Origin of the sequence: Streptococcus mitis, assembly GCF_001074635.1 — a bacterium.
Taxonomy (GTDB): Bacteria; Bacillota; Bacilli; order Lactobacillales; family Streptococcaceae; genus Streptococcus; species Streptococcus mitis_E.
This window is the reverse complement of sequence record NZ_JUQO01000149.1, coordinates 1-4,777: the sequence shown is the minus strand read 5'-3', so window position 1 is coordinate 4,777 and position 4,777 is coordinate 1. Positions and strand designations below refer to the sequence as shown.

Below are 4,777 nucleotides of genomic sequence, written 5' to 3'. Positions count from 1 at the left end.
TTGAGTACGGCAAGGCGACGTTGACGCGGTTTGAATTTGATTTTCGAAGAGTATTAAATCTTAAAAACCTAAAAAATACAGTACCCACATTCGGTACTGTATTTCTTTTATCCTTATTTTTAAGTTAAATTATTAAAATCCCAGATTTGGTCCATCCAGCCTTCATAGAAGTCTGGTTCGTGGCAGACCATAAGGATAGATCCCTTGTATTCTTTGAGAGCGCGTTTGAGTTCATCCTTGGCATCCACATCCAAATGGTTGGTCGGCTCGTCCAGCACTAAAACGTTATTTTCACGATTCATCAAGAGACAGAAACGAACCTTGGCTTGTTCCCCACCTGACAAGACCTGAATTTGGCTTTCGATATGCTTGGTCGTCAAACCACAGCGGGCAAGGGCAGCACGAACTTCTGCTTGGTTGAGGGCTGGAAAGGCATTCCAGACAGCTTCAAGAGGAGTTTGGCTATTACCTCCTTCTACTTCCTGTTCAAAATAACCTAGTTCTAGGTAGTCACCGCGTTCCACTTCCCCAGCGATTGGCGGAATAATGCCCAAGAGACTCTTCAAGAGAGTTGTTTTCCCGATACCATTTGCTCCGATAATGGCAACCTTTTGATTACGTTCAAAGGTAAGATTTAAAGGCTTAGTAAGAGGTCGGTCATAACCAATTTGCAAATCCTTGGCTTGGAAAATAAAGCGCCCTGGCGTACGAGCTGGTTTGAAATCAAAGGATGGTTTTGGTTTCTCACTTTGCAGTTCGATAATATCCATCTTATCCAATTTCTTCTGACGGGACATGGCCATGTTACGAGTTGCAACACGTGCTTTGTTCCGAGCGACAAAATCTTTAAGGTCGGCAATCTCTTTCTGCTGACGTTCGTAGGCTGCCTCTAGCTGAGATTTCTTCATCGCATAGACTTCTTGGAACTGGTAGTAGTCACCAGAGTAACGCGTCAGCTGTTGATTTTCCACATGATAGACGATATTGATAACATCGTTCAAGAATGGAATATCGTGTGAAATAAGGACAAAGGCATTCTCATAGTTTTGGAGATAGCGCTTAAGCCAGTCAATATGCTCAGCATCCAAGTAGTTGGTCGGCTCATCCAAAAGCAAGATATCAGGCTTTTCAAGGAGAAGTTTTGCCAAAAGTACCTTGGTTCTTTGCCCACCTGACAAAGAGGTTACATCCGTATCCATGCCAAAGTCCATGACACCAAGGGCACGCGCTACTTCATCAATCTTAGCATCCAAGGTATAGAAATCACGACTCTCCAAACGGTCTTGGAGTTCTCCCACTTCTTCCATGAGAGCATCAACATCAGCTCCATCTTCAGCCATTTCCATATAAAGGTCATTGATACGAGCTTCAGCTTTGAATAGCTCATCAAAGGCTGTACGGAGCACATCACGCACCGACTGCCCTTCAGCAAGGACAGAGTGCTGATCCAAGTAACCGGCAGTCACATATTTGGACCACTCAACCTTCCCTTCATCTGGCAACATCTTACCAGTCACGATACTCATAAAGGTTGACTTCCCTTCACCATTGGCACCGACCAGACCGATATGTTCCCCCTTGAGGAGACGGAAGGACACATCTTCAAAAATTGCACGGTCACCAAAACCGTGACTCAGATTTTTAACTTCTAAAATACTCATTCTAATTCCTTATCTTGTTTTTATGTAATTGTTTATAGAGAAGCCAAGCCAGATAGCCACCCAAGGTATTGGTCCACAAATCATCAATTTCAAAGACGCGATTAAAATCAAAGAAAAAATCTAAGACCAACTGCGTACACTCAATTCCAAGACTCAATAAAAAACTGAAAAAAATCACTTTTTTTGTCTTACGCAAGTTTGGAAGGAGAGAAAGGAGTTGGAAAATCAGAGGAAAAAGCAAGAAGACATTGAGAATATTTTGTAGAAAAATCCAACATAATTGTCCTATGTCACTCACTTCGCCCAGTTTCCAGACAGAATTGAAAGGAGTCAAAAGAAAAACCAGGCGTCCAAGATGCTGAATACCTGGAGTTTCCACCCCCACGGGAGAATGTTCTTGAGGAGTAAAGCAAAAATAGACAATGCAAATGCTATAGAAAATAACTCCCCAGACCAAAACATGATTATAAGTCTTCTTCATCATTAAGGATTGACTGCTGCGACTGCTTTCTGGCGGTCACGTTTCATTGTATTGGAACGCAATTGTCCACAAGCTGCATCAATATCTGTTCCGTGCTCTTGACGAACCACACAGTTAACCCCTTTCTTCTTAAGCGTATCATAGAAGGCCAGGACGCGCTCTTTAGGACTACGGCTATATTGGTCATGCTCACTAACTGGATTGTAAGGAATCAAGTTTACATAAGACAATTTCTTGATATTCTTGAGCAATTCAGCCAATTCCAAGGCTTGTTCTACACCGTCATTGACTTCATTGAGCATGATATACTCAAAGGTCACACGACGATTGGTTGTCTCAATATAGTACTCAATAGCAGCAAAGAGTTTTTCAATCGGAAAGGCACGGTTAATCTTCATGATGCTTGACCGCAGTTCATTATTAGGTGCGTGAAGGGAAACTGCAAGATTGACCTGAACTCCTTCATTAGCAAAATCACGAATTTTATGAGCCAAACCTGAGGTTGAAACCGTGATGTGACGAGCTCCGATTGCCATCCCCTTGTCATCATTGATGGTACGAACGAAATTCAAGACATTGTTGTAGTTATCAAAGGGCTCACCGATTCCCATGACAACGATATGGCTGACGCGTTCATCCTGACCACGCTCATCAAAGTATTTCTGAACCAGCATGATTTGCGCTACGATTTCCCCATTATTGAGGTCACGTTGTTTCTTAATCAAACCAGAGGCACAGAAGGTACAACCGATATTACAGCCTACCTGAGTGGTCACACAGACTGACAAACCATAGTGTTGACGCATCAGTACTGTCTCAATCAGCATTCCATCTGGCAATTCAAAAAGATATTTAACTGTCCCATCAGCAGACTCTTGAACGATACGTTGTTTCAAGGGATTGACCACAAACTGGTTATTGAGCTTAGCAATCAAATCCTTGGAAAGGTTGGTCATCTCTTCAAATGACTGGACACGTTTACGGTAAAGCCATTCCCAGATTTGATCTGCACGGAATTTCTTTTCTCCCTGCTCCAAAACCCATTCCTGCATGGTTTGACGTGTTAAACTATAAATTGACGGTTTCATTTCTTCTCCTTATCCTCTACTCACTTCTGACGAATGACAAAATGACGTTGCCCCTTGTCCTCTTTCTGAGAATGCTGATCTTTCTGACGACGTCTATTTTTCTTATCTGCATTCGGTTTTCGTTTGGTTTGAGTCGGCTTCTTTCCTTTTCTAGAAGGTGTTTCTTCTTCCTTCTTACGCATTTTCTTGTCAAATGATGCTCGCTTAGGGGCTTCATTTTCTAAGACAAAATAGGCACAACCATAACTACAATACTCTAAAAGATAGTCTTGTAAACGACTGATTTTTTCAAGTTTTTCTTCTGTTCGATCATCCTTGTAAAAACCTCGTAGGCGAAGCTGTTCGTTGCTCCAGTCTCCCACGATATAATCAAACTTGGTTAAGACTTCTGAAAAACGCTGATTAAAAGCCGTCACATCAAAGGCATCCTTGATATTTTCCACCAAGGAAAAAGCTATCCCTTCCGTTTCAACCTTGTCCCCGTGTAAATGAAACTCAGGACCAGGAAACTTGTTATAGTTGTATAATTCAGGTGCAATTTCTTTTCGCATAGATATCCTTTTTCCACGATTACTTAATACTTTATTCTACCATAATTTCTAGCAGTTAGCACGTTTCTCATAAAAATGAAAAAAGTCTGACGATTTTGTCAGACCAAAATAATATAACCTTAAAAAGAGAAGAACAATTCTTCCCTCCAACTATCATTATTTAGCAGCTGCGTACAATTCATCTACTTTGTTCCAGTTGATTACTGAGAAGAAAGCTTTGATGTAGTCAGGACGTACGTTACGGTATTTCACGTAGTAAGCATGTTCCCAAACGTCCAAGCCTAAGATTGGTTTTTTACCTTCTGAGATTGGTGTGTCTTGATTGGCTGTTGAAGTCACTTCAAGTTTCCCTTCTTTGTTGACAACCAACCATGCCCAGCCAGAACCAAAACGAGTTGTTGCTGCTGCAGTGAAAGCTGCTTGGAATTCTTCAAATGAACCAAATGTTGCATCGATTGCTGCTGCAAGTTCTGCTGAAGGAGCTGTTTTCTCAGGAGTCATCAATTCCCAGAAAAGAGCGTGGTTCAAGTGTCCACCACCATTGTTGATAAGCGCTTGACGGATATCAGCTGGGATAGATTCTACATCAGCAAGCAAGGCTTCAAGATCTTCACCGATTTCAGGGTGTTTTTCAAGAGCTGCATTGGCATTGTTGACATAAGTTTGATGGTGTTTGTCATGGTGCAAGTGCATTGTTTCCGCATCGATGTATGGTTCCAAAGCGTCGTATGCATATGGAAGATCTGGTAAGATAATAGCCATCTGTAATACCTCTTTTTCTTTCTATATGAAAATGATAACGCAAACATTCACTTTTTTCAAGTTTTTTGCTTATAGATAAGGAAATCAGTGACATACTTTCTAATCATACTCTTCGAAAATCTCTTCAAACTGCGTCAACGTCGCCTTGGCGTAGGTATAGTTACTGACTTCGTCAGTTTCATCCGCAACCTCAAAAACATGTTTTGAGCTGACTTCGTCAGTTCTATCCACAAC

Annotated in this window: 5 protein-coding genes; all 5 read right to left on the bottom strand. The window is 41.6% G+C overall.

Annotation, left to right across the window (positions count from 1 at the left end; genetic code table 11):
* Positions 1-119: 119 nt before the first annotated feature.
* Positions 120-1,661 carry an ABC-F family ATP-binding cassette domain-containing protein gene (locus tag ADI58_RS06170; RefSeq protein WP_049521877.1) on the bottom strand — a complete coding sequence of 514 codons (1,542 nt, stop codon included), beginning with the start codon at positions 1,659-1,661 and terminating at the stop codon, positions 120-122.
* Position 1,662: 1 nt separating this feature from the next.
* Complete coding sequence (locus ADI58_RS06165; protein ID WP_049521876.1) at positions 1,663-2,145, bottom strand: VanZ family protein; 483 nt, start codon at positions 2,143-2,145, stop codon at positions 1,663-1,665.
* Complete coding sequence (gene rlmN, locus ADI58_RS06160; protein WP_049521875.1) at positions 2,145-3,230, bottom strand: dual-specificity RNA methyltransferase RlmN; 1,086 nt, start codon at positions 3,228-3,230, stop codon at positions 2,145-2,147. Before rlmN ends, ADI58_RS06165 begins: the two co-directional genes overlap by 1 nt.
* 20 nt (positions 3,231-3,250) lie before the next feature.
* Positions 3,251-3,781: a YutD family protein gene (locus ADI58_RS06155; RefSeq protein WP_049511066.1), complete on the bottom strand. Its 531-nt coding sequence runs from the start codon at positions 3,779-3,781 to the stop codon at positions 3,251-3,253.
* A 156-nt stretch (positions 3,782-3,937) separates the two neighbouring features.
* Complete coding sequence (sodA, locus tag ADI58_RS06150; protein WP_000974733.1) at positions 3,938-4,543, bottom strand: superoxide dismutase SodA; 606 nt, start codon at positions 4,541-4,543, stop codon at positions 3,938-3,940.
* Positions 4,544-4,777 lie beyond the last annotated feature (234 nt).

Coding starts and splice junctions, on each gene's coding strand:
- ADI58_RS06170 (WP_049521877.1), bottom strand. CDS start 1,661: ATGAGTATTTTAGAAGTTAAAAATCTGAGTCACGGTTTTGGTGACCGT.
- rlmN (WP_049521875.1), bottom strand. CDS start 3,230: ATGAAACCGTCAATTTATAGTTTAACACGTCAAACCATGCAGGAATGG.
- sodA (WP_000974733.1), bottom strand. CDS start 4,543: ATGGCTATTATCTTACCAGATCTTCCATATGCATACGACGCTTTGGAA.
- ADI58_RS06165 (WP_049521876.1), bottom strand. CDS start 2,145: ATGATGAAGAAGACTTATAATCATGTTTTGGTCTGGGGAGTTATTTTC.
- ADI58_RS06155 (WP_049511066.1), bottom strand. CDS start 3,781: ATGCGAAAAGAAATTGCACCTGAATTATACAACTATAACAAGTTTCCT.